This window comes from Citrobacter sp. MGH110 (assembly GCF_001037515.1).
GTDB classification, from domain to species: Bacteria; Pseudomonadota; Gammaproteobacteria; order Enterobacterales; family Enterobacteriaceae; genus Citrobacter; species Citrobacter portucalensis.
This window is the reverse complement of record NZ_KQ089830.1, coordinates 2,079,402-2,101,939: the sequence shown is the minus strand read 5'-3', so window position 1 is coordinate 2,101,939 and position 22,538 is coordinate 2,079,402. Positions and strand designations below refer to the sequence as shown.

Here is a 22,538-nt window from a genome sequence, read left to right as displayed (position 1 = left end):
AAAAGGAGTTTTTCATGAGTCAGGTAAGCGCTGAATTTATCCCGACACGCATTGCTATTCTTACTGTTTCCAACCGTCGCGGCGAAGAAGATGATACCTCCGGCCATTATCTGCGTGACTCGGCGCAAGAAGCGGGTCATCAGATTGTCGATAAGGCGATTGTCAAAGAGAACCGCTACGCCATCCGCGCCCAGGTTTCTGCCTGGATTGCCAGTGACGATGTACAGGTGGTGCTCATTACCGGTGGCACTGGTTTAACCGAAGGGGACCAGGCGCCGGAAGCGCTGCAACCGCTGTTCGACAGAGAAGTCGAAGGGTTTGGCGAAGTATTCCGTATGCTGTCGTTTGAAGAGATTGGCACCGCGACGCTGCAATCCCGCGCGATTGCCGGGGTGGCGAATAAAACGCTAATTTTTGCCATGCCGGGTTCGACCAAAGCGTGTCGTACTGCCTGGGAAAATATCATTGCGCCGCAGCTCGATGCCCGTACGCGTCCGTGTAATTTCCACCCACATTTGAAGAAATAAGTATGTCGCAACTGACTCATATTAACGCCGCTGGCGAAGCGCATATGGTGGATGTCTCCGCCAAAGCGGAAACCGTACGCGAGGCGCGTGCGGAAGCATTCGTAACCATGCGTAGCGAAACGCTGGCGATGATCATCGACGGCAGTCACCATAAGGGTGACGTTTTCGCCACGGCGCGTATTGCCGGTATTCAGGCTGCCAAACGCACCTGGGATCTTATCCCGCTGTGTCACCCACTGATGCTGAGCAAGGTCGAAGTCAATCTTCACGCCGAACCGGAGCACAACCGCGTGCGCATTGAAACGCTGTGTCGCCTGACCGGTAAAACCGGCGTTGAAATGGAAGCGTTAACGGCAGCCTCCGTGGCGGCGTTGACCATCTACGATATGTGCAAAGCGGTGCAAAAGGATATGGTGATTGGTCCGGTGCGTTTGCTGGCAAAAAGCGGCGGCAAATCGGGTGATTTTAAGGTGGATGCACATGATTAAGGTTCTTTTCTTTGCTCAGGTACGGGAACTGGTGAACACCGATGCGTTAGAAGTTGCCGCCGAGTTTGCAACGGTAGAAGCGCTGCGCAAGCATCTGGCGGCGCAAAGCGATCGCTGGGCGCTGGCGCTGGAAGACGGCAAGCTGCTGGCGGCGGTGAATCAGACGCTGGTCAGTTTTGACCATCCTCTTAACGCGGGTGATGAAGTCGCTTTCTTCCCGCCGGTAACCGGAGGCTAAAATGGCTGAAACGCGAATTGTTGTTGGCCATGCGCCGTTCAGCGTCGGGGATGAGTATCCCTGGCTGGCAGAGCGCGATGAAGACGGCGCGGTAGTCACTTTCACCGGTAAAGTGCGCAATCACAATCTCGGTGACAGCGTTAAGGCGTTAACGCTGGAACACTATCCGGGAATGACCGAAAAAGCGCTGGCGGAGATTGTCGACGAAGCGCGTTCGCGCTGGCCGCTGGGTCGGGTGACGGTGATTCATCGCATTGGCGAACTGTGGCCGGGTGACGAAATCGTTTTTGTTGGCGTAACCAGCGCGCATCGCAGCAGCGCGTTTGATGCCGGGCAGTTCATTATGGATTACCTGAAAACCCGCGCGCCGTTCTGGAAGCGCGAGGCTACGCCGGAAGGTGAGCGCTGGGTTGATGCCCGCGACAGCGATAAGCTAGCAGCAAAACGCTGGTAGAGTACAATTGTTGTAGGCTCATACTGATTCAGGAGATTGTCATGGACCGATTCCCACGATCCGATTCTATTGTACAGGCCCGTTCCGGCCTGCAAACGTATATGGCGCAGGTGTACGGCTGGATGACCTGTGGACTGTTGCTGACGGCGTTTATCGCCTGGTATGCGGCAAATACGCCCGCGGTGATGATGTTTGTCTTCTCCAGCAAAATCACCTTCTTTGGCCTGATCATCGCTCAACTGGCGCTGGTGTTTGTCCTGTCCGGCATGGTGCAAAGGCTGAGCGCGGGTATGGCGACCACGCTGTTTATGCTCTATTCGGCATTAACCGGGTTGACGCTATCAAGCATCTTTATTGTCTATACCTACTCGTCTATCGCCAGCACCTTCGTGGTCACTGGTGGGATGTTCGGGATCATGAGTTTGTATGGCTACACCACCAAGCGCGATCTGAGCGGCTTCGGCAATATGCTGTTTATGGCGCTGATTGGTATTGTGCTGGCTTCGCTGGTTAACTTCTGGCTGAAGAGCGAAGCGCTGATGTGGGCGGTGACCTATATCGGGGTGATAGTGTTTGTCGGTCTGACCGCCTATGACACGCAGAAGCTGAAAAATATCGGTGAGCAGATCGACCTGCGCGACAGCTCCAATCTGCGTAAATACGCGATTCTTGGGGCCCTAACGCTGTATCTGGACTTCATCAACCTGTTCCTGATGCTGCTGCGTATTTTCGGCAATCGTCGTTAATTGTCTGTTGCCGGATGGTATAAAAAGTAGGCCGGATAAGGCGTTACGCCGCATCCGGCACTATATACATCCTCATTTCGCCATCGCCTTCTCGTTCTTTGCCCGTAGCTTTTTCGCCCGACTCTCCAACAGCAAATAACACATCAGCGCCAGCAGTAGCGGAATAAAATAGTACAGCACGCGATACGCGAGCAGGGCAGCAATGATCGTGCCCTGAGACGTATTCTCTCCCGCCAGCAGCGCCATAAACACCGCCTCCAGCACGCCGATCCCCGCCGGAATATGCACAATAACCCCGGCAATACTGCTTACCAGCAGCACGCCAAGCACGAAGAAATAGTTAATATTCTGACCCAGCAACAACCAGATAATCGCCCCCATAACCATCCAGTTAGTCCCGGATATCGCCATCTGCGCGAGGGCAAATTTCCAGGAGGGGAGCACCAGCTTTTGGCCCTTGATGGTGATGTGACGATGTTTAGCGAAGGTGCAAAACCACAGATAAACAACAATAATCAGCAGCAGCGCTATGCCTAAAATGCGCAATGTGCCTTCATCGATATACCAGTGAGCGGGCAGTTCGACGACGCCGAAGGTAAATATAAAACCGCCCAGCAGAATATAGCCCAGCCAGTTAGTGGTAATGCTCAGCGAAAAAATCCGCGTTATTGTGCCCCCCGGCAACCCGAGACGCGAGTAGAGCCGATATCGCATCCCAATACCGCCCACCCAGGTGCTTAACGTCAGGTTGAACGCGTAACAGATAAACGACACCAGCATGACCTGGCGTTTTGCCAGCTTGTGCCCACAGTAGTAGCGCCCGAGCAGGTCATAACAGCCGTAAAGTAAATAACTGACGATCACCAACCCCACGGCGCTGAGCAGGGCGATCCGGTTGTAATCGCGAATTACCGTCCACACTTCCTGCCAGTTGACCTTGCTGGCATAAACGACCAGCAACACGATCACCGCAATAAAAAAAAGCCATGTGAGGATCTTTTTCACTGACCGCCAGCGTCGGTGGTTTTTTGCCATCAGGTTTTCCCTCCTGCATCCTCAGTTTGTATACGGTCCTGAGTTTCCAGAGCGGGCTGCGCGGGCGGCTCTACCTCGGCCAGGTGCGGGGTATGCGCCGGAAGCCAGCCGACCAGCGCCGGGAAGTGGCGTAAAAAGTGGAAGGCCAGCACGCTCTTAGTCAGGTTCCACCAGGTGCGTTTTGGCAGCATGGATTCATCAACCCGCTTGCAGTCCTGCGCAATAATAGGGTTCAGGTTGTCGCGCAGGGTCTGGTTAAACGTGCGGTCATGAATAATCAGATTCGCTTCCAGATTCAGCGACAGGCTCAGCGGATCAAGATTGCTGGAGCCAACCGTCGCCCAGTGATCGTCCATCAGCGCCACTTTGCCATGCAGAGGTTTACGGCGGTATTCGTAGACATGGACGCCACCTTTAACCAGATAGTTGTACAGTAGGCGGGCACCCACTTTCACAATCGGCATATCCGGTTCACCCTGCACAATGAGTTTTACCCGAACGCCGCGTCGTGCTGCTTTACGCAGGGCATGCAGCAGGCGATAACCGGGAAAGAAATAGGCATTGGCAATGATCACTTCCCGTCGGGCCTGGGTCAGCATTTTAAGATAATGGCGTTCAATATCATCGCGATGCTCTTCGTTATCGCGCCAGACAAACAGCGCCTGCGCTTCGCCGGGGCGATGATTGTCGATTGCCCGGTGATGACGTCGCCACCAGCGTCGTACGGCGCTTTGCCCGGGCAGGTTTTCCAGTACAAAGTTCAGAATGTCAGCAACGACTGGACCTTCAACGCGCACGGCGTAATCCTGCTTGGCCTCCGGGCCGTAATCCGACATATGTTCAGCGGAGTAATTGATGCCGCCGACAAAGGCAACACGGTCATCAATGACCACTATTTTTCGATGCATACGGCGAAAGAGATTGGTGCGCATTCCAAAAAGACGCGGACGCGGATCGTAGTAGCGGAAAACAACACCGGCTACGGTCAGCTCTTCAACAAAACTGTCGCTCAGATCCGGCGAGCCGTAGCCATCCAGCAGCACCTCTGCTTTGATTCCTCGTCGGGCGGCTTCGAGCAACGCGGCATGCAGCTGTTTTCCTACCGCATCTTCAAACCAGATAAAAGTCTCAAGGATAATTTTTTGCTGTGCCTGCTCAATGGCGTCAAATACGGCGGGGTAGAATTGATCGCCGTTTTCCAGCAGTTGAATTTGATTGCCTTCACGCCAGCCATATTTCATAAATGAATCTCCGCACTCAGAGGGGCATGATCGGACAAATGTCGCCAGTGACGCAGCGCAAGCGTCGTTGGGGTACTGGCATTCGCGTTTTTCACATAGATCCTGTCCAGGCGCAGCAGGGGAAACTGCACCGGAAACGTTCGCGCCGGGCGACCGTGGGCGCGGGTAAAAATCTCGTCAAGGCCAGCTTTGGCTTTCAACGGGCGATTGGCCGTTTGCCGCCAGTCGTTAAAATCTCCTGCGATGACCACGGGTTCCGCGTCGGGCAGGGCGTTGACCCAGTCTGCCAGCATAGCGAGCTGGGCCTGGCGGTGAGCTTCACGTAGGCCGAGATGCACACACATCACATGAATGGGGTGGGAGAGCATTGGCGGTACAATGCGGCAGTAAAGGACTCCGCGCTTTTCACTCGCGCCGACTGACACATCACGATTCTCATAATGCTCAATGGGATACCGCGACAACACCGCATTACCGTGATGTCCTTGCGGGTACACGGCGTTACGCCCGTAGGCGAAGTCGCTCCACATAGTGTCCGCCAGAAATTCGTAGTGCGTGGTGTCCGGCCAGTTTTCCACATGCAGTGGATGCACCTCGTGTGCGCCCATTACCTCTTGTAGGCACACAATGTCCGCACCGACCGTTCTGACGGCTTCTCGCAGCTCAGGCAAAATAAAACGCCGATTGAAGGCGGTAAACCCTTTATGAGTATTAATGGTGAGCACATTGAATGAAAACCGTTCTGTTTGTCTGGCCATGATTCTCCCGTTGGCGTCACTTTCCTGATTAAAATAGTGTAGTCGTCGTCACAAAAAGATGCGGTGTTGCGGAATTTTCCGTAAAGTCCGGTACTCTGAACAATTAGTCGAAAATCCTTCAGGAGAATAGCCATGAGGTGGCAACAACGTGTTCGTGTCGCAACGGGTCTAAGTTGCTGGCAGATAGTGTTGCATTTACTGGTAGTGGCGTTGCTGCTAATGGGCTGGATGAGCGGCAGACTGGTGCATGTCGGCCTGGGATTGTGCGTCGTGTACGGCGTTACCGTTTTATTGATGCTTGCATTGCAACGTCACCACGAACAGCGCTGGCGCGACGTGGCTGATGTGCTGGAAGAGTTGACCACGACGTGGTATTTCGGTGCCGCAATGATTGTGCTGTGGCTGCTGTCACGCGTGCTGCAAAACAACGTCTTGCTGGCACTGGCGGGGCTGGTCATCCTTGCAGGACCCGCCGTGGTCTCGCTGCTGGCGAAAGACAAAAAGCTACATCACCTTGCGTCTAAACATCGCATACGCCGCTGATCCGGTCGTGGCTGCTATCACTAATAGCGGCCACAAGCTTCCCCAGACAATCTGCAGACTCGCATCTTTCAGGTAAATCTGTTTCGTGATGTCCGTAAAATGGCGGATCGGGTTTATCCACGTCAGATTCTGCAACCAGACCGGCATGTTTTCTACCGGTGAGACATAGCCCGAGAGTAAAATCGCCGGCATCATAAACACAAACACCCCGATAAACGCCTGCTGCTGGGTGGCGCACAGTGACGAAATCAGCAGGCCAAAGCCGACCAGCGACAGCCCGTAAATCACCATTGTGAAATAGAACAGCCCCAATGAACCGGCAAACGGAATGTGATAAGCCCAGATGCCGATCGCCAGCACAATGGTGGCCTGAAAAGTAGCCACAATTAGCGCGGGCACAGCTTTACCGATAAAAATCTGCCAGGTGGTAAGCGGGGAAACCAGCAGTTGATCCAGTGTGCCTTGCTCGCGCTCGCGGGCAACCGAGAGCGAGGTGACGATCATTACGCCGATGGTGGTGATCATGGCGATCAGCGACGGAACCACAAACCATTTGTAATCCAGATTCGGGTTATACCAGTTACGCACTACCAGCTCGCTGTTGTTCGGTTTCGGCTTGCCGTCCATCAGCTCCTGCTGATACTCCTTAACGATTTGCTGCAGGTAATTCGCGGCAATTTGCGCGCTGTTGGAGTTACGTCCGTCGAGGATAATCTGCATGGGAGCCTGCTGGAAGGTATCCAGATTACGCGAAAAGTTGGCCGGGAAACGCACCAGTAGCAGGGCTTTTTGCGTGTCGATGGTGGGCTGGATCTCCTGCGGGCTTTTCAACAGCAGAACATGCGTAAAGGCGCTGGCGCGGGCGAAGCGCTGGGTTAGCTCTACCGAATGTTTACCGTTGTCTTCGTTATAGATAGCGATAGTGGCGTTGGTGACTTCCAGCGTTGCCGCGAACGGGAACAGGATAACCTGAATCAGCACCGGTAAAATCAGAATGGCTCGCGTCTGCGGTTCGCGTAACAGCGATTGCAGCTCTTTGCGAATTAATGTCCATAAGCGATGAAACATGCCTGTCCTCTCAGTCCAGTTTGTAGGCCTGATAAGCTAAGCGCATCAGGCATAATGCCGGATGGCGACGTGAACGCCTTATCCGGCCTACGGCTACAATTATCCATACACGAATTTAATCCAGCCGACGTTTGGTTTTAAGCCACGTCAGGCCAATAAACATCACCGCCGAAGCGATTAAAAACAGCACGTTGATAATCAGCACCACCGGAATATTTCCCGCCAGAAACAGGCTTTGCAGGGTGCTGACGAAATAACGCGCCGGAATAATGTAGGTTACCGCCCGGATAATCGCGGGCATGCTGTCTATCTGGAAGATAAATCCCGACAGCATAATCGAGGGCAGGAAGGCGGCGTTCAGTGCGACCTGCGCGGCGTTAAACTGGTTGCGGGTGATGGTGGAAATAAGCAACCCCATGCCGAGCGTACTGAGCAGAAACAGGCTGGTAATGAAAAACAGGATCAGCAACGAGCCACGGTAGGGCACGCCAAGAATAAACACCGACACCAGCATACACAGCAGCATCGCCAGCATGCCCAGAAAGTAATACGGGATCAATTTGCACAGCAGCAGCTCGACGCGGGTGACTTCGGTAGACAGCAGCGCTTCCATGGTGCCGCGCTCCCATTCGCGCGCCACCACTAATGAGGTGAGGATGGCGCCAATGACCGTCATGATGATGGTGACCGCCCCGGGAATAATAAAGTGCTGGCTGATGGCCGCCGGGTTAAACCAGTAGCGGGTTTGCACGTCGATCAAAGGTTTGAACGATTCCCCACGATCTTCTGCCCGCTGTTGCTGCCAGATTTGCCAGATGCCTTCGACATAACCCTGCACAAAGTTGGCGGTATTCGGTTCGCTGCCGTCGGTGATCACCTGGATCGGGGCGACATCGTTAGGTCGCGCCATCTGCTGGGCAAAATCCACTGGGATCACCACCAGACCGCGAATGCGCCCGGCCTGCATTTTCTCAATCAGTTCCTGGCGATTATCGCTGATGGTGGCGTCAATATACGGCGAACCGGTCATGGTATGGGTAAAATCCAGCGCCTCTTCACTCTGCTGTTCAAGCAAAATCCCTACCCGCAGCTTGCTGGAGTCGAGGTTGATCCCATAGCCGAAGATAAACAGCAGCAGCAGCGGGATCACCACAGCAATCAGCCAACTGCTGGGATCGCGGACGATCTGGCGCGTCTCTTTCACGCACAGCGCGCGGACGCGACGCCAGGAGAGAGCGGAGTTACTCATGCGTATGCTCCTTATCCCAGTCATTGATTAGCGTGATGAACGCCTGTTCCATGGTCGGGTCCGGCGTGTCGCTGTCGGCAGCCTGAGCCTTCAGGTCGTCTGGCGTACCGCTGGCTATCAGTTTGCCGCGATACACCAGCCCGATGCGATCGCAGTATTCTGCCTCATCCATAAAGTGGGTGGTCACCATCACCGTGACGCCTTTTTCCACCATGCTGTTGATATGCAACCAGAACTCACGACGGGTGAGGGGATCGACCCCGGAAGTGGGTTCATCAAGGAACAGAATGTCGGGTTCATGCATCAGCGAGCAGGCCAGCGCCAGACGCTGCTTAAATCCCAGCGGCAGTTCATCGGTGGCATGGGAAGCGATACTCTTCAGGCCAAATGCTTCGCTCATACGATCGATTTTCTCTTTCTGCGCCCGACCGCGCAGGCCGTAGACGCCGGAGAAAAAGCGCAGATTCTGTTCAACCGTCAGGTTACCGTACAGGGAGAATTTCTGCGCCATATAGCCCAGATGCTGACGCGCTTTACCGGAGCTAACTTTCAGGTCCATATCCAGCACCAGCGCTTTGCCGGAAGTGGGGACCAGCAGGCCGCACATCATTTTAAAGGTGGTGGATTTGCCAGCGCCGTTGGGTCCTAACAGACCAAAAATCTCGCCGCGCTGCACGGCAAAGTCTACGTGGTCGGTAGCGGCAAAATCGCCAAATTTCTTGGTCAGCGCTTTGGCTTCGATCACCGTTTCTCCAGGCGTGCCTTCCACGGTATGCAGGATAGCGCCCAGCGGGGACTCCGATGTTCCGGCTCCGCCGAGTAAATCGATAAAGGCATCTTCGAAGCGGGGTGCGGTTTCGTTGATGGTTATCTCCGGCATGCCGTCAGCGTTTTGGATCTGCTGAGCAGTAGCCTCTTTTTTCAGGATTAAACGGACGGATTTCCCCTGAATCATTCCGTCGCTGACCAGCGGCAGTTTTAACGCGCGTTGTAGCAGTCGGCGGTTGTTTTCCTGCGGACTGCTCATCAGGAAGCTGCGACCCGCCATGGTTTGTGTAAGCTGGGTAGGATCGCCCTGGTATAACAGTTCACCTTCGTTCATCAGCAGCACATCACGGCATTGCTCTGCTTCATCCAGATACGACGTACTCCAGAGGATCAGCATGCCGTCCCCGGCTAGCTCGTGGACCATTTGCCACAGTTCGCGACGGGAAATAGGATCGACACCTACGCCTGGCTCATCCAGCAGCAACACTTTGGGTTCGCCAACCAGCGTACAGGCAAGCCCGAGCTTCTGCTTCATGCCGCCAGAAAGCTTGCCAGCCAGTCGTCCGGTAAATGGTCCCAGCGAGGTGAATTCCAGGAGTCGGGCAAAGGTTTTTTCTCGCGCTTCACCGGTGACGCTGCGTAAGTCGGCATAGAGATTGAGGTTCTCCATGACGGTTAAATCTTCGTACAGACCAAATTTCTGCGGCATATAGCCCAGCACCGCATGTAGTGCGCTGTCGTCTTTGATGGGGTCAAAACCAATCACTTCAGCACTTCCGGCATCAGGTTTTAATAATCCCGCCAGCATTCGCATCAACGTAGTTTTGCCCGCGCCGTCCGGCCCGACAAGCCCGGTCACGTAGCCTGCATGAACGGTACAGTCGAGCGGGGTGACGGCCGGTTTTTCCATTCCGGCAAAGTTTTTCGTCAGCCCTTTAAGCGTAATGACGGCGTCATTCATGCCGTGCCTCATCGCCAAACTTTATCGTTACCGGCATTCCCTGACGCAGCGCATCGTCCGCGTCGGTCACCACAATTCGCAGGCGATAAACCAGGTCGGTACGCAGGTCAGGAGTCTCGACCGTTTTCGGGGTAAATTCGGCGGTAGGAGAAACGAAGCCGATTTTGCCGTGATACGGTTTGTCCGGGCGGCCATCGGTATAAAGCAGGATCTCACGTCCTGGCTGCGCCTGGCTCAGATTTCGTTCGTCAACGTAAGCACGAACCCAAACCGGACGCGTGAGCGACAGCGTCAGTACCGTGCCCCCTTCGTTCAGCATGCTGCCGGGTTCAACTGCACGGGTGAGAAGCGTGCCGTCAGACGGCGAGGTCAGCGTGGTGTCATGCAAATTCAGCTCTGCCTGTGCCAGCTCGGCCTGAGCTTGTTCGAGCGTGGCTTTTGCCTGCTCGATGTCCTGCACACGATTACCGCTGCGATATTGCGTGAGTTTATCCTGTGCGGATTTCAGCGAAGCTAACGCCTGATCGCGAGATGAACGGGCGTTTTCCAGATCGTTGGCTGAAATGGTGCGGCTTTTCCACAATCCGACCTGCCGATTGTAAAAGTTCTGCGCGTAATCATAGGCGGCCTGCGCCTGTTTGACTGCCGCCGCGGTTTGCGCGATCTCTTCTTCGCGATACCCTGCCAGCATCAGATCGTATTGTGCCTGTGCGGCGGCAACGTTGGCTTTTGCCTGCATTAATGCGTTTTCATACGGTGCGCGGTCCAGTTCACCCAGCACCTGACCGGCGGTAATCGCATCGCCTTCGTCAACCGCCAGCGAGGCCAGCCTGCCGCCGACACGAAAACTCAGGTTGACGCTACGGATATCGACATTGCCGTATAGCGTCAGGCCGTTATCTTGCCGACTCTGATACCACCACGTTCCACCGGCAATCACGGCAACGAGGGCCGCGATAACCAGCCCGAGAACGACAGGTTTTTTCATGACTCCAGACTCCTTTGCGTTAAACCTTGCAGAATAAGATCGATGTGACAGGTGATCGTTTGGTCAATCAGCGCGGTTTTATCCTCATCAAATTGTGACCAGCCTGTACGCAACAGAATGGTTTCTTTCCCCAGACGAAAAGCCAGCACCTCGCCGAGTATGGCGTGGGTGTGCAGAATCATTTGGGTATCATTGGCATCGCCGCCCGTATAGGCGGCAATCAGGCGCGTCAGATGTGTATGCAGCGGATTGATAACCTGGTCGTGCACCAGTTGATAAGCCGCGGTGGGGGAAAGCTGTTCGCGCGAGATAAATTTGCTCAGGTTAACGGTGTCGTCCTGAGTTAACAGCATGATCATATTTTTGCAGGCGCGCAGGATCAGTTCGCGCATCGCGCCACGGTCCGGCTTAGGCTGGGCGAATAAACGCTCGGCCTCTTCAGCGTGCGGGCGAAACTGTGCACCGATAAAATCCGCAATCCACTGGGCGCAGGCGAGATATAAATCCTCTTTTGAGCCAAAATAGTAGGTGATAGCCGCAATGTTTTGCCCGGCCTGTGCAGCGATATCGCGCGTCGTGGCGTGCAGACCATACTCACCGAATTGCGCCAATGCGGCGGCAATGAGCTGGTTCTTCGCCTGTTCACCTTTGGTTGTCATGGTGGGTGTATTCATGGCACGACTCTGATCTTAATCAATCGATTGATTAAGATTATGACTGATGTGCAGCCTTGTCCAGTCCGGAGCGTTATTTTCCAGTGAAGGGATAATTTATGCGGCACATCACAAAAACTGCTACACTCCGCCCCTTCATGACATTGTGGTTTTTGTCATCTCTATTGTATGTATCTCCCTGAAAACGACACCGGTAACGGTCAGGGCGGTTCGGAGTTGTTATGTCTTTTGATTCCCTTGGTTTAAACCCTGAAATTTTACGTGCCGTTGCCGAGCAGGGATACCGTGAACCTACCCCTATTCAGCAGCAGGCTATTCCTGCCGTGCTGGAAGGCCGCGATCTGATGGCCAGCGCCCAGACCGGTACGGGGAAAACGGCAGGTTTTACCCTGCCGCTGTTGCAGCACCTGATCACCAATCAGCCGCATGGTAAAAGCCGTCGTCCGGTTCGTGCGCTGATCCTCACGCCAACCCGCGAACTGGCGGCCCAGATTGGCGAAAACGTCCGTGATTACAGTAAGTATCTGAATATTCGCTCGCTGGTGGTCTTCGGCGGCGTCAGCATTAACCCGCAGATGATGAAGCTGCGTGGCGGCGTAGATGTGCTGATCGCTACTCCGGGTCGTTTGCTCGATCTGGAGCACCAGAATGCGGTGAAACTTGAGCAGGTTGAGATCCTGGTACTGGATGAAGCTGACCGCATGCTGGATATGGGCTTTATTCACGATATTCGTCGCGTTCTGGCAAAACTGCCGGCAAAACGTCAGAACCTGCTGTTCTCGGCAACGTTCTCTGATGACATTAAATCGCTGGCCGAAAAACTGTTGCACAACCCGCTGGAAATCGAAGTGGCGCGTCGTAATACCGCGTCAGAGCAGGTTACTCAGCACGTTCATTTCGTTGATAAAAAACGTAAACGCGAACTACTGTCGCAGATGATTGGTCAGGGCAACTGGCAGCAGGTGCTGGTGTTTACCCGTACCAAACATGGCGCGAACCATCTGGCAGAGCAGCTGAATAAAGACGGCATCCGCAGTGCGGCTATCCACGGTAATAAATCTCAGGGTGCGCGTACGCGTGCGCTGGCTGATTTTAAATCCGGTGATATTCGCGTGCTGGTAGCGACCGACATTGCCGCGCGTGGTCTCGACATTGAAGAGTTACCGCACGTGGTGAACTACGAGCTGCCAAACGTCCCGGAAGACTACGTGCACCGCATTGGTCGTACCGGTCGTGCGGCCGCTACCGGCGAAGCGTTGTCTCTGGTGTGCGTCGATGAACACAAGCTGTTGCGTGACATCGAGAAGTTGCTGAAAAAAGAGATCCCGCGTATTGCAACGCCAGGCTATGAGCCAGACCCGTCCATTAAAGCTGAGCCGATCCAGAACGGTCGTCAGCAGCGTGGCGGCGGCGGTGGTCGTGGGCAGGGCGGAGCAGGGCGTGGACAGCAGCCGCGTCGTCAGGATGGCGGTGCGCCAAAAGCGAAGCCGCGTAATGGCGAAGGCAAACCGGCAGGTGATAAACCTCGTCCACCGCGCCGTCCGCGCAAACCGTCTGCAGCTCAGTAATTGCGAGCCCGGCCGAAAGGTCGGGCTTTTCTTTTTGCGACACGGGATAGAAAGTGCCACAATAGTGGCTGTTTATACAGTATTTCAGGTTTTCTCATGGCACTTACGGCTGCGCTAAAAGCGCAAATCGCCGCCTGGTACAAGGCGCTTCAGGAACAGATCCCCGACTTTATCCCCCGTGCGCCGCAGCGGCAGATGATTGCTGACGTCGCGAAAACGCTCTCCGGGGAAGAAGGGCGGCATCTGGCGATTGAAGCACCGACCGGGGTGGGGAAAACCCTGTCGTATCTGATTCCCGGTATTGCCATCGCGCGTGAAGAACAAAAAACGCTGGTGGTCAGTACCGCCAACGTCGCTTTGCAGGACCAGATCTACAGCAAAGATTTACCGCTGCTGCGCAAAATTATCCCCGACCTGCGTTTTACCGCTGCGTTTGGTCGCGGACGCTATGTCTGCCCGCGTAACTTAGCAGCGCTGGCCAGCACTGAACCCAATCAGCAGGATCTGCTGGCTTTTCTCGACGATGACCTGACGCCCAACAACCAGGAAGAACAAAAGCGCTGTGCCAGGCTAAAAGGCGATCTCGACAGCTACAAGTGGGACGGGCTGCTCGACCACACCGATATTGCTATCGACGATGGACTCTGGCAGCGTCTGAGCACCGATAAAGCCAGCTGTCTGAATCGCAACTGTCACTACTATCGTGAATGCCCTTTTTTTGTCGCCCGCCGGGAGATTCAGGAAGCTGAAGTGGTCGTGGCTAATCATGCGCTGGTAATGGCGGCCATGGAAAGCGAAGCCGTTTTGCCGGAGCCGAAAAACCTACTGCTGGTACTTGATGAAGGCCACCATTTGCCGGATGTCGCGCGCGATGCGCTGGAGATGAGCGCAGAAATCAGCGCCCCCTGGTATCGACTTCAGTTGGATCTATTTTGCAAATTAGTGGCTACCTGCCTGGAGCAGTTTCGCCCGAAGACCACGCCGCCACTGGCAAATGCCGAGCGTCTGAACGGTCACTGTGAGGAACTGTATGAGCTGATTTCATCGCTCAATAACATTCTTAATCTGTATATGCCCGCTACCCAGGAGGCAGAACACCGCTTCGCGATGGGCGAATTGCCTACGGAAGTGATGGAGATTTGTCAGCGTCTGGCAAAGCTAACAGAAATGCTGCGCGGTCTGGCGGAACTGTTCCTCAACGATCTCAGCGAAAAAACCGGCACTCACGATATCGTGCGTCTGCATCGGGTTATTTTGCAGATGAACCGGGCGCTGGGCATGTTTGAGGCGCAAAGCAAACTGTGGCGGCTGGCATCGCTCGCGCAGTCGTCAGGCGCACCGGTGAGTAAATGGGCGACGCGCGAGGTGCGTGACGGGCAGATCCACGTCTGGTTCCACTGCGTGGGGATCCGTGTGAGCGATCAGCTCGAACGACTGCTGTGGCGTAGCGTCCCGCATATTATTGTCACTTCCGCAACGCTGCGCTCGCTCAACAGCTTCTCGCGTTTGCAGGAGATGAGCGGTCTGAAAGAAAAAGCAGGGGACCGGTTTGTCGCGCTGGATTCACCGTTTAATCACGTTGAACAGGGCAAAATAGTCATTCCGCAGATGCGCTACGAACCGTTAATTGATAACGAAGAGCAGCATATCGCGGAAATGGCCGCCTATTTTCGCGAACAGCTGGAGAGTAAAAAGCATCAGGGGATGCTGGTACTCTTTGCCAGCGGTCGCGCGATGCAGCGTTTTCTTGAGCATGTTACCGATCTCCGCCTGCTGTTGCTGGTGCAGGGCGATCAGCCGCGCTACCGTCTGGTGGAGTTGCACCGCAAACGGGTGACCAACGGCGAGCGCAGTGTGCTGGTTGGGCTGCAATCTTTTGCTGAAGGTCTGGACTTGAAAGGCGACCTGCTGACTCAGGTGCATATTCACAAAATTGCTTTTCCGCCTATCGACAGCCCGGTGGTGATCACCGAGGGCGAGTGGTTGAAAAGCCTGAACCGCTACCCCTTCGAGGTGCAGAGCCTGCCTGCGGCGTCGTTCAATTTGATCCAGCAGGTTGGGCGACTCATCCGTAGCCATGGCTGCTGGGGAGAAGTGGTTATTTATGACAAGCGTTTATTGACCAAAAGCTATGGCAAGCGTTTACTAAACGCGTTACCCATATTTCCGATAGAGCAACCTGCTGTGCCAGACGTTATAGTAAAACCAAAAGAAAAAGCGAAACCCACGCGCCGCCGTCGGCGTTAACGATGCGAGCAACAGGCAAGGAGTTATCGATGGATTACCGCAAAATCATTAAAGAGATTGGGCGAGGAAAAAATCACGCGCGTGACCTGGATAAGGATACTGCTCGCGGACTGTATACCCATATGATGAACGGCGACGTACCTGACCTTGAGATGGGCGGGGTACTGATTGCGCTACGTATCAAGGGCGAAGGTGAAGCGGAGATGCTGGGCTTTTACGAAGCGATGCAAAACCACACCATTCGACTGACTCCGCCGGTAACCAAACCCATGCCGATTGTCATTCCCAGCTACAATGGCGCGCGCAAGCAGGCGAATTTGACTCCGCTGCTGGCGATTTTACTGCATAAACTCGGTTTTCCGGTGGTGGTGCACGGCGTCAGCGAGGATCCAACCCGCGTACTGACTGAAACCATTTTTGAACTGATGGGGATTACGCCAACGCTGCATGCCGGGCAGGCGCAGGCAAAGCTGGATGGTAATGAGCCGGTGTTTATTCCGGTGAGCGCGCTGTGCCCTCCGCTGGAGAAACAGCTGGCGATGCGCTGGCGCATGGGTGTGCGTAACAGTGCACATACGCTGGCTAAATTAGCCACGCCGTTTGCTGAAGATGCCGCGCTGCGTCTTTCCAGCGTGTCCCACCCGGAATATGTTTCGCGCGTGGCGAAGTTCTTCGGCGATATCGGTGGGCGCGGCCTGTTGATGCATGGTACCGAGGGCGAAGTGTATGCCAACCCGCAGCGCTGCCCGCAGATAAGCCTGATAGATTCATCCGGTGTGCGAGTGCTACAAGACCGACAGAGCGAGATGCCTGACGAGCCGGTACCGCTACCGGTAGCAAAAGACCCGGAAACCACCGTGCGCTGGATTGAGCGTTGTCTGGCTGGCAGTGAGCCTGTTCCGGCATCGTTGAAAATCCAGATGGCCTGCTGCCTGGTGGCAACCGGTGAGTCCGCCTCACTGGCTGAAGGACTTACCCGCGTCGAGCAAAGTTTCTAAACCATTTGTTATCCCGACGGGCCTGTTGCCTGGCCTGTCGGTTCTCTCTTTTCGGCAATGTGAAATTTCTGCACGTTTATTGACCTCCAGCGCACCGTGGCGCAGCATAGTTTGTTGAAAAATAAGAAACACAACAAACACGCGACACAACAGGAGATAACAATGAACAGTGGACATCGCTTCCATGTGCCAACGCTGCACGCCTTTATCCAGGCCGTTTTTCATCAGATGGGAAGCAATGATCAGGAGGCGCGGCTGGTGGCCGACCATCTGATAGCCTCTAACCTCGCCGGTCACGACTCCCATGGCATCGGTATGATCCCAAGCTATATTCGTTCATTCTCGCAGGGGCATCTGCAGATCAACCGTCATGCCAAAGTGGTAAAAGATGCGGGGGCGGTGATTACGCTTGACGGCGACTGTGCGTTTGGTCAGGTGGCGGCGCACGAGGCAATCACGCTTGGAATCGAAAAAGCGCGTCAGTACGGAATCGCCGCCGTGGCATTACATAATTCGCACCATATCGGCCGTATTGGCTACTGGGCGGAGCAATGTGCGGCGGCAGGTTTTGTCTCGGTGCATTTTGTGAATGTGGTGGGGATCCCGATGGTCGCACCGTTTCATGGGCGCGATAGCCGTTTTGGCACCAATCCTTTCTGCGTCGTATTCCCGCGTAAAAATACCTTCCCACTGTTGCTGGACTATGCAACCAGCGCCATCGCGTTTGGCAAAACCCGTGTGGCATGGCATAAGGGCGAGCCGGTGGCTCCAGGATGCCTGATTGATGTGGCGGGTGTTCCCACTACCGATCCTGCGGTAATGCAGGTTTCTCCGCTGGGGTCGTTGCTGACCTTTGCCGAGCACAAGGGGTATGCGCTGGCGGCGATGTGCGAAATTATGGGCGGTGCGCTTTCTGGCGGTAAAACCACACATGAAGAGAGCCTGCAGACCAGCGCGGACGCCATCATTAACTGTATGACCACCATCATTATGAATCCACAACTGTTCGGCGCGCCGGACTGCGACAACCAGGTCGCGGCATTTGCTGAGTGGGTGAAAGCGTCCCCGCATGCTGAAGATGCCCCGATCCTGTTGCCTGGGGAGTGGGAGGTGAACACTCGCGAGGAACGGCTGGAACACGGTATTCCGCTGGATGCCGGAAGTTGGCAAGCGATTTGTGAGGCGGCACTGCAAATTGGGATGCCAGACGCCGTGTTGCAGGAATTCTGCCAACGGCTGAAACAATAGGCAAAAAAAAGCCCGTCCAGTGGCGGACGGGCAAACAAAGGGTAACAAACAGGGTCAATGAGGGTTGGAGCATTGGGTCGTACAGGTAATCTTTCGGTTATTTATAGATAACCGCGGTGCCGCTCATTTTGTCTTTGCCGATAGCGGAAGTGATGCTGTAGCCAGTTGCGCCAGCAGCATTCGCTTTCTCAGCCAGTTTGGCTTCCAGGCCGTCCAGCGTAGTGGCGCCGTCAGCAGATACCACACCAATTTTGTTCATGTTTTGCGCCTGAGTAGAGGAAACCGGCTCGGCAGCGAAAACGCCAAATGACAGGGTAGACAGGGCGATGGCGGCAACAGCAAATTTGATATTTTTCATGATTAATCTCTCGCAGGGTTGTTCTGTTAGTCAGTGTTCTTTAAGAAGACGTTGTTCCGTCGATGTGATAAGTATCACGTTTTTTTGGGTGAGAGAAAATCGAATAGAATTGACGACATCAATCAAAAAAATTGAATGACAAATAACTTATTGAATATTAATAAATTCGAGTAAGGGATTTACAGTTCTTGTCATTGCGCTTTACAGAGAAGGCGACAACGGCACATTTTGCTACACAGGGTGCAAAAAAGCATGCTCGTAAAGGAAATCGTATGCGCTGAAACTTTTGGTAAAGATAAGTCAACGTAGCTGGCTGTCTTTCGAACCCCTGCGATTATATCCTGAAAATGCTGGGTTATGTGAATCTTTATCCTGTTGGCAGGTGATGCATAAGCGTACCCCTGGCACGGCCTCACGTCTGGCCTGAGGGATAGGATTGCCGCATTCTTCGCATTCATACAGACTTTCCCCCGTCGGTAACTCACCGCGAGCGCGGGCAACAGCATCTTCAATAGTATTGTTGATCTGTTCGTTAACCGCGTCGTCATTTGCCCATCCGGATGCCATGTGTACCTCCTGCTGATGTCTACAGACTAAGTATAGCGAAGGTGATGGCTGAAAAACGACCACGCGCCAGCAGTATCAGATTTCAGACCATTCGCGCAGCAGGTTATGGTAGAGATTGAGTAATGACAGGATCTCCCTGCTCTCCCCATGGCGAGCCTTCAGGGATTGAATGTTTTTATCCAGTTCAAAAAGCATGGCGCGATTTTTGTCGTCACGGACCATCGACTGTATCCACATAAAAGACGCTACACGAACGCCATGGGTCACTGGCGTGACGCAATGTAGGCTGCTGGAAGGGTAAAGCACCAGATCGCCTGCCGGAAGCTTCACCGCATGCTGGCCGTAAGTATCATTGACCAGCAGTTCTCCCCCTTCATAATCATTCGGGTTACTCAGGAATAAAGTTGCGGAAAGGTCCGTGCGCATCCAGCCGTTTTGCGGATGGCTACGCACCGCACCGTCAACGTGAAAACCGTAGGTCTCGTTGTCCTGGTAGCGGTTAAACAGCGGTGTGGAGAGCGTTTTCGGTAGTGCTGCGGCGAAGAAAAGCGCGCTGTTATTTACCGCGGTCTGTACCGCCTGTTGTAAAACGCCGTAGCGTTCACTTTGCGTATTCACCTGCTGGTTGTTTTTAACCTGCGCCCCCTGAGCGCCGGTGGTTGCGCGGCCATCAACCCAGTCGGCAGCCTCCAGTTGTTCGCGAAACCAGGCTACATCCTGCGCCGACAGAACGCCGGGAATGTGGTACATCATCAGTGTTTCTCCTGAAAGTGGGGCTTACGCCCCACGCGATGGATTAGAAATGCATATTGGCGGTGAGCAGGAAAGTTCTTGGCTCGCCCGGATGATAGCGGTATCCACTCTTGTTTATGGAAGATACATAATCGGTGTCGAACAGGTTATAGACGTTTAGCTGGAAATCGAGATTGCGATTCACGCGATAGCCCAGTTTGGCGTCAGCGACCCAGTAACCTTCAGTGTAGGATGGCGTACCCACCGCACCGTCGGAACCGCGATGCATACTGCCCACGTAGCGAGCGCCTGCGCCAACGGAGATATCATCGGTAGCCTGATACTGGTTCCACAGCGTGAATGCATGTTCCGGTGTATATGGCAGGGAAGAGGATCCATCTTGAGCAACGTTTTTACCGCTGTGGATGGTCGCGCGTTGCTGGGTGTAACCCCCAATAATCTGCCATGCGGGAGTGATGTTACCTGCTACCGAGAGCTCGTAGCCTTCAACGCGTTTCTCTCCGTACTGGGAATAGGTACCGTCGTCGTTCTGCTCAACTTCATTCTCAATATCTGTGCGGAAAATCGCGGCGGTTAACAGCAGGCGCTTATCCAGCACCTCCCATTTGGTGCCGATCTCGCTGGTTTTCGCTTTCTGCGGTTTGAAATCGGTACGGTTCGCACTGTTACCGCTGCCGCCCTGAGCAAGAGCAAAGTTGCTGCCGCCCGGTGGTTGCTGAGAAACGGCATAGTTGATGTACACGTTACCGTTATCGGTCAGGTGATACAGCGCGCCAGCTTTCCAGTTCACCAGATTGCCTGATTTGGCTGTATCCACAGTGGTGACCGGGGAACCTTTGGCCACGCCTGTCGGGCACGCGACTGCGCCGCGACCGGAAGCGCCACAAGCGGTGGCGCTGTCATATTCAGTGCGGTAATTGTCGAGGCGAATACCACCGTTCAGTTCGAATTCACGGGTAATTTGTAGCGTATCAAAAGCGTATACACCGAAGGTATCTGTTTGCCCGTTAGCGTTGGCGCCATTACGAGACAATCCGCCGATATTCACATTGCTGTCGGGGTGATAGATATTCACCGGTGGTGGGGTGATCGGCGCCACGCCATAGTTGGTTTGTGTTTCGCGCGTCAGCTCCACGCCGGTGCTGATGTCGTGACCGATGGATCCCGTGTAGAACGTTGAGGTCAGGTTGGTCTGGTTGGTCAAGATCTTATTGCTGACATCCTTGGTATTTGCCAGGCGTGACCAGGTCCAGCTGTCGACGCTGCTGGTGGGTTGGGTGATGTTAGACGCGCCGCCCATCACCGCCGTCATCAGATAATCCTGTTTAATGCGCGACCAGCGGGTGGTGTTGCGAATAGTGGTGCTGTCGTTCAGGTCATGTTCAAAACGCATCGTCGCGGTATCGGTTGTCGAATCGTCGTAATCCGAGTTTGTACCGTAGAAATTATGCGTGTCCACTTTGCCTGAATGATTCAGTGCAGAAGTCCCCGCAGAAGGTGCGGAGTATCCCGGCAGGCCAATGGTAGGGATGCCGCCATCCGGTGTGTTGTGTTGGGTGACATGCAGATAGTTCAGGTACAGTCGGTTCTCAGTCCCTAAGCCAAAAGCGAGAGAGGGGGCCACACCGTAACGTTCATTCTTAACATTATCGCGACCAGCATCATGCGTTTTTTCACCCATCAGGTTTAAACGTGCGGCGGTGGTTTCGCCGATGACCTGGTTAATGTCCAGCGTACCACGGCGGAACCAGGCGCTACCGACGCTGGCCGATGCATCGATTCCTGAGTCGGTGCGTGGCTGCTTGCTGATCATATTGATAGAGCCAGTCGGTGCGCTACGTCCATAGTCGGTACCGGAAGGACCTTTGATTACTTCCACCTGTTCGGTATTGAAGGTGTCGCGCGTGACGCTGCCAATATCACGGATACCGTCGATATAAATACTGTTCGAGGTATCCGCACCACGCATGTAAACCGCGTCACCGGTGCTGGAGTTACCGTTCTCACCGGCGAAAAATGCGCCAACGCCCGGGACGTTTTTCAGCGCGTCGGTCAGATTTGTTGCGCCTTGATCCTTAATCACCTGCTCAGAAATCACCGTCATGGTGCGGGTTGTATCCGCCACCGGACGGGAGAATTTAGGGTCGGCAGACTGTGTTGGGGCGTACAGCGAAGGTTTGGCCGCTTCAACGATCAGAGTGTCTTCTTGTTTTTTATCCTTGTCGTCCGCAGCGACAGCCTGAGCTATAGGGGACAGGCCAATGCACAGACCGGCAAAAAAAGTCAGTGAGTGAAAGCTACTGGACGGCAAGTTGCGATTTTTATCCATGTTAATGAGTGACTTATTATTGTTTGAGTGGACGGTTTCACTCGCGCGAAGGGACATCTCTAAGGATGTTATACCCTGCAGGCCTCGCGGAAATGAATGTGTAATTGATAATGATTTTGATAAGCATTACTAATCAGTGCGACGTTTTAGCATTCATTAATTCAAAAATAAATACATTTATTTACATTGGATTCAAAATGCCAACATATTGATTACAAATTGAACTGCAATGAAGTGAACAGCGCGCAGAAAACTGCATTCGGGATGAATGCAGTTGGGCTGAGAAGGGGTTACTTATAGATGGTTGCGGTGCCGTACATCTGATTTTTACCGCCTGCAGAATTAACGACAAAGCCTTTTGCGCCTTGCTCTTTCGCTTTCTCCGCCAGCTTGTCTTCCAGGTCGCTCAGATTAGAGGCGCCGGTAGCGGATACGGTGCCGGAAGCATGTAGCTGACCGGTTGCAGGGCTAGTGTTGGGCTGTGCAGCAAAGGAGGCAAATGTCATGCCGGAAAGTACGGTAGCAGCAAGTAATGTGAGGCATTTCTTCATGGTGATGTCCTCTGAAAAACAACAGGTGTGCCTGATAAGTTTAGGTCGTCAGCGGATGACATTTACCGCAAAAAATTGGTGATGAACTGTCTGTTTTTTGAACAATTAGCAAGGCGTCAAACAGGTGTAAAAAATCAAATTTCCTTGTTGTGTGTGTTTACCGCGTGGCGTTATGCGGGTA

General features: G+C 54.1%; 23 protein-coding genes. 10 read left to right on the top strand and 13 right to left on the bottom strand.

All coding sequences use genetic code 11. The features are described from left to right. Positions 1–14: 14 nt before the first annotated feature. From moaB to SK38_RS10050, 5 genes are read left to right on the top strand one after another with little or no spacing between them, the layout of a single operon-like run. Positions 15–527: a molybdenum cofactor biosynthesis protein B gene (moaB, locus tag SK38_RS10070; protein ID WP_003035187.1), complete on the top strand. Its 513-nt coding sequence runs from the start codon at positions 15–17 to the stop codon at positions 525–527. A 2-nt stretch (positions 528–529) separates the two neighbouring features. Continuing rightward, positions 530–1,015: a cyclic pyranopterin monophosphate synthase MoaC gene (moaC, locus tag SK38_RS10065; protein ID WP_003035188.1), complete on the top strand. Its 486-nt coding sequence runs from the start codon at positions 530–532 to the stop codon at positions 1,013–1,015. Further along, a complete protein-coding gene (gene moaD, locus SK38_RS10060; RefSeq protein ID WP_003831530.1) occupies positions 1,008–1,253 on the top strand; it encodes a molybdopterin synthase sulfur carrier subunit in 246 nt (81 codons plus the stop codon). Before moaC ends, moaD begins: the two co-directional genes overlap by 8 nt. A 1-nt stretch (position 1,254) precedes the next feature. Beyond that, positions 1,255–1,707: a molybdopterin synthase catalytic subunit MoaE gene (moaE, locus tag SK38_RS10055; RefSeq protein WP_008784190.1), complete on the top strand. Its 453-nt coding sequence runs from the start codon at positions 1,255–1,257 to the stop codon at positions 1,705–1,707. A gap of 41 nt (positions 1,708–1,748) precedes the next feature. After that, positions 1,749–2,453 carry a Bax inhibitor-1/YccA family protein gene (locus tag SK38_RS10050; RefSeq protein WP_003831536.1) on the top strand — a complete coding sequence of 235 codons (705 nt, stop codon included), beginning with the start codon at positions 1,749–1,751 and terminating at the stop codon, positions 2,451–2,453. 72 nt (positions 2,454–2,525) lie between these two features. Here SK38_RS10050 and SK38_RS10045 read toward each other — a convergent pair whose 3' ends face one another. Genes SK38_RS10045 through SK38_RS10035 form a run of 3 tightly spaced genes read right to left on the bottom strand, consistent with a single transcriptional unit; the run spans position 2,526 to position 5,487 of the window. Next, positions 2,526–3,488, bottom strand: coding sequence for a lysylphosphatidylglycerol synthase domain-containing protein (locus tag SK38_RS10045; protein ID WP_048235798.1), 963 nt, complete (start codon positions 3,486–3,488; stop codon positions 2,526–2,528). Continuing rightward, positions 3,488–4,729, bottom strand: a complete 1,242-nt coding sequence (gene clsB / locus SK38_RS10040) for a cardiolipin synthase ClsB (protein ID WP_032942766.1) — start codon at positions 4,727–4,729, stop codon at positions 3,488–3,490. The genes SK38_RS10045 and clsB overlap by 1 nt, the downstream gene beginning before the upstream one ends. Further along, positions 4,726–5,487, bottom strand: a complete 762-nt coding sequence (locus SK38_RS10035; RefSeq protein WP_048214630.1) for an endonuclease/exonuclease/phosphatase family protein — start codon at positions 5,485–5,487, stop codon at positions 4,726–4,728. Before SK38_RS10035 ends, clsB begins: the two co-directional genes overlap by 4 nt. 132 nt (positions 5,488–5,619) lie before the next feature. On the opposite strand from SK38_RS10035, the gene SK38_RS10030 reads away from it, so the two are divergent. Further along, positions 5,620–6,030, top strand: a complete 411-nt coding sequence (locus SK38_RS10030) for a YbhQ family protein (RefSeq protein WP_048235797.1) — start codon at positions 5,620–5,622, stop codon at positions 6,028–6,030. Here the strand turns inward: SK38_RS10030 and SK38_RS10025 are convergent. From SK38_RS10025 to cecR, 5 genes are all read right to left on the bottom strand, one after another. Beyond that, positions 5,992–7,098, bottom strand: a complete 1,107-nt coding sequence (locus tag SK38_RS10025; RefSeq protein WP_008784194.1) for an ABC transporter permease — start codon at positions 7,096–7,098, stop codon at positions 5,992–5,994. The two genes, SK38_RS10030 and SK38_RS10025, sit on opposite strands and share 39 nt — an antisense overlap. Before the next feature lie 115 nt (positions 7,099–7,213). Further along, the gene (locus tag SK38_RS10020) at positions 7,214–8,347 is read right to left on the bottom strand and encodes an ABC transporter permease (protein WP_003831545.1); all 1,134 of its coding nucleotides are present in this window, start codon (positions 8,345–8,347) and stop codon (positions 7,214–7,216) included. Further along, entirely contained in the window at positions 8,340–10,076 is a 1,737-nt protein-coding gene (locus tag SK38_RS10015) for an ATP-binding cassette domain-containing protein (protein ID WP_048235795.1), read from the bottom strand. Before SK38_RS10015 ends, SK38_RS10020 begins: the two co-directional genes overlap by 8 nt. Beyond that, positions 10,069–11,064, bottom strand: coding sequence for a secretion protein HlyD (hlyD, locus tag SK38_RS10010; RefSeq protein ID WP_008784196.1), 996 nt, complete (start codon positions 11,062–11,064; stop codon positions 10,069–10,071). The genes SK38_RS10015 and hlyD overlap by 8 nt, the downstream gene beginning before the upstream one ends. After that, positions 11,061–11,738, bottom strand: a complete 678-nt coding sequence (gene cecR, locus SK38_RS10005; RefSeq protein ID WP_048235794.1) for a transcriptional regulator CecR — start codon at positions 11,736–11,738, stop codon at positions 11,061–11,063. The genes hlyD and cecR overlap by 4 nt, the downstream gene beginning before the upstream one ends. Positions 11,739–11,959: 221 nt before the next feature. Between cecR and rhlE the strand changes: the two genes are divergently transcribed. From rhlE to SK38_RS09985, 4 genes are all read left to right on the top strand, one after another. Beyond that, positions 11,960–13,306, top strand: coding sequence for an ATP-dependent RNA helicase RhlE (gene rhlE, locus SK38_RS10000; RefSeq protein WP_048235792.1), 1,347 nt, complete (start codon positions 11,960–11,962; stop codon positions 13,304–13,306). A 96-nt stretch (positions 13,307–13,402) separates the two neighbouring features. Further along, the gene (gene dinG / locus SK38_RS09995) at positions 13,403–15,553 is read left to right on the top strand and encodes an ATP-dependent DNA helicase DinG (RefSeq protein ID WP_048235790.1); all 2,151 of its coding nucleotides are present in this window, start codon (positions 13,403–13,405) and stop codon (positions 15,551–15,553) included. A gap of 29 nt (positions 15,554–15,582) precedes the next feature. Then, entirely contained in the window at positions 15,583–16,551 is a 969-nt protein-coding gene (gene ybiB, locus SK38_RS09990; protein WP_048235788.1) for a DNA-binding protein YbiB, read from the top strand. A gap of 162 nt (positions 16,552–16,713) precedes the next feature. Continuing rightward, positions 16,714–17,799 (top strand): malate/lactate/ureidoglycolate dehydrogenase, encoded by a 1,086-nt coding sequence (locus tag SK38_RS09985; RefSeq protein WP_048226018.1) that lies wholly within the window; start codon positions 16,714–16,716, stop codon positions 17,797–17,799. A 97-nt stretch (positions 17,800–17,896) separates the two neighbouring features. Here the strand turns inward: SK38_RS09985 and ybiJ are convergent, their stop codons facing one another. The 5 genes from ybiJ to mcbA form a co-directional block, all read right to left on the bottom strand. After that, positions 17,897–18,157: a DUF1471 family protein YbiJ gene (gene ybiJ / locus SK38_RS09980; protein ID WP_003831561.1), complete on the bottom strand. Its 261-nt coding sequence runs from the start codon at positions 18,155–18,157 to the stop codon at positions 17,897–17,899. A 300-nt stretch (positions 18,158–18,457) separates the two neighbouring features. After that, entirely contained in the window at positions 18,458–18,724 is a 267-nt protein-coding gene (locus SK38_RS09975) for a DksA/TraR family C4-type zinc finger protein (RefSeq protein WP_048235787.1), read from the bottom strand. A gap of 75 nt (positions 18,725–18,799) precedes the next feature. Continuing rightward, positions 18,800–19,477: a PKHD-type hydroxylase YbiX gene (ybiX, locus tag SK38_RS09970; protein ID WP_048235784.1), complete on the bottom strand. Its 678-nt coding sequence runs from the start codon at positions 19,475–19,477 to the stop codon at positions 18,800–18,802. A gap of 43 nt (positions 19,478–19,520) precedes the next feature. Further along, positions 19,521–21,806, bottom strand: coding sequence for a catecholate siderophore receptor Fiu (locus tag SK38_RS09965; RefSeq protein ID WP_048236464.1), 2,286 nt, complete (start codon positions 21,804–21,806; stop codon positions 19,521–19,523). A gap of 290 nt (positions 21,807–22,096) precedes the next feature. After that, entirely contained in the window at positions 22,097–22,357 is a 261-nt protein-coding gene (gene mcbA / locus SK38_RS09960) for a DUF1471 family periplasmic protein McbA (protein WP_048235782.1), read from the bottom strand. Positions 22,358–22,538: the final 181 nt, after the last annotated feature.